Annotated in this window: 1 protein-coding gene and 1 pseudogene; one reads left to right on the forward strand and one right to left on the reverse strand. The window is 72.2% G+C overall.

Annotated features, from left to right (window positions below; genetic code table 11):
* Positions 1-635 (forward strand): annotated as a pseudogene (locus D7V93_RS45590) (hypothetical protein); the annotation flags it as partial.
* A 38-nt stretch (positions 636-673) separates the two neighbouring features.
* Here the strand turns inward: D7V93_RS45590 and D7V93_RS42140 are convergent.
* On the reverse strand, positions 674-2,164 hold a 1,491-nt coding region (locus D7V93_RS42140), incomplete at its 5' end, for an ACT domain-containing protein (protein ID WP_443652011.1).

Genomic DNA, 2,164 nt, shown 5'->3' on the forward strand with positions numbered 1-2,164 from the left:
ACCGTCAGCCGTTGGCCGAGGGGGAGCACGCCACGCTTCCGGACGGGACGCGTGTCACGGTGGTGCGCTGTGTCCCGCCCCGGCAGCTGCGCCTGCGCCTGGAGCGTGACGAGTGGCCGAGGGCGCGCACCGTGCAGCTTCGCGTGCTGCCGTCGGTGCATGGCGCCACCGTGGCGCTGCACATCGAAGGGCTGCGGGATGAGGCGGATCGCGAGCAGGTGCTCGCCCGGTGGACGCGTGCCCTGGAGGGCTGGGAAGCGTTCTCCGGGAGGGAGGTGACGGTGAGTCCGGCGGAGTCCTTGAGCGAGGCATCTGTCGAGCAGAAGGGCTCATCCGCGACGGAGCCTCCTCCCCTGGAGCCGAGGCTCGCCCAGAAGGTTGACTCGGACACGAAGAAGGCCGCGCCCGCGAAGAAGGCTGTGGCCGTGAAGAAGGCCGTGCCCGCGAAGAAGGCCGTGCCCGCGCGGAAGGACGCAGCCGAGAAGAAGGCCGTGCCCGCGAAGAAGGAGACCGCCACGAAGCGGGCCCCGCTGCAGAAGAAGGGGCCCGCTGCGAAGAAGACAGCGTCCGGTACGAGGCCGAAAGCGGCGAAGAAGTCTCCGGCCAGGACGAAGGCCCCACGGTCACGGAAGTAGGTCTCCCGGAAGGACACCGTGGGCCGTCGCGCCCGCGCTCACCGCCCCCGCAGGCCCTGCGCAATCTTCAGGATGTCCGCGAGCACTCCCGCCGCGGTGACGGGGCCTCCCGCGCCCGCACCCTGCACCAGCAGTGGGTAGTCCGCGTAGCGCTCCGTGGAGAAGGCCACGAACGCCTCCGAGCCGCGCAGCCGCGTCGCCGGGTGGTCCTTCGCCACGGCAACCGGGCCCACGCGCAGCACCGGCCCATCCTTCGCCGCCGGGTCGATGCGCGCCAGGTAGCGCAGCACCTTGCCCTCCGCGCGCAGGCCCTCGATGCGAGAAGTGAACGTCCGGTCCAGCTTCTCCAGCCCGGTGAGGAAGCGCTCCACGTCCTCTTCCTCCAGGTACTCGCGCGGTACGAAGGGCTCCACCTCCACGTCCTCCATCGCCAGGTCCAGGCCCTGCTCCCGCGCGAGGATGAGCGCCTTGCGCGCCGCATCCGTGCCGCCCAGGTCCTCGCGCGGGTGCGGCTCCGTGAAGCCCTTCTCGCGCGCGGTGCGCACCGCGCGCGACAACGGCACTCCGTCCATCAACTGCTGGCTCAAGTACCCGAGCGTCCCGGAGAACGAACCCTCCACCCCGTGCACCCGGTCCCCGGTGCGCACCAGGTCCTTCAGCGTCTGGATGACGGGCAGCCCCGCGCCCACCGTCGTCTCGTAGTGGTACGCGCGGTGGTTCAGGTGCGCCGTGCTCCGCAGCCGCTCCCACACCTCGCGAGGCTGCGTCAGCGGCTTCTTGTTCGCCGCCACCACGTGGATGCCGCCGCGGAAGGCCTCCAGGTACAACTCCTCCATGCCGTCCGCCGCGGTGCAGTCCACCAGCACCGGCACCGGCAGCCGGCGCAGCGACTCCAGCAGCGCCTGCACCACGGGCGGTGACGTGCCCTCGGGCACCGCTTCGATGCGCTCGCGCCACTGGTTCAACGGGATGCCCTCCGGCGAGAAGAGCACCCGCCGGCTGTCCGCGAGCCCCACCAGGTTGAGCTGGATGCCGTGCTCCTGCGCCAGCGTCTGCTGCAGCGCGCGCAACTGCTCCAGCAACTGGCTGCCCACCACGCCGTGGCCCAGCACCAGGAGGCTCACCTCCTCGTGGGCGAAGTGGAAGGCGGCGTGCACCGTGCGCACCGTCAGCGCCGTCTCCGCCCCGTCCACGATGAACGAGATGGAGCGCGCGCTGGCCGTCTGCGCGATGGCACGCACGTTGATGCCCAGCGCGCCCAGCGGCTGGAACAGGCGTCCGGCCACGTTGGCGCCCTGGCCCATCGCCTCGGCCACCAGCGCCACCTGCGTCACCGGCGCGCGCACCTGGGGCGGCTGCAACGCGCCCCGCTCCAGCTCCGGCGCCAGCTCACGCCGCAGCACCTCCTCCGCGCGGGTCGCCTGGGCGCGGCGCAGCACCACCGCCACCGAGCGTCCCGGCGACGACTGCGCCGCCATCCACGCGTCGATGCCCGCCGCCTCCAGCGCCTGCAATGCACGAGGCCCCAC

The sequence above is a fragment of the Corallococcus llansteffanensis genome, from assembly GCF_003612055.1.
Classification (GTDB): domain Bacteria; phylum Myxococcota; class Myxococcia; order Myxococcales; family Myxococcaceae; genus Corallococcus; species Corallococcus llansteffanensis.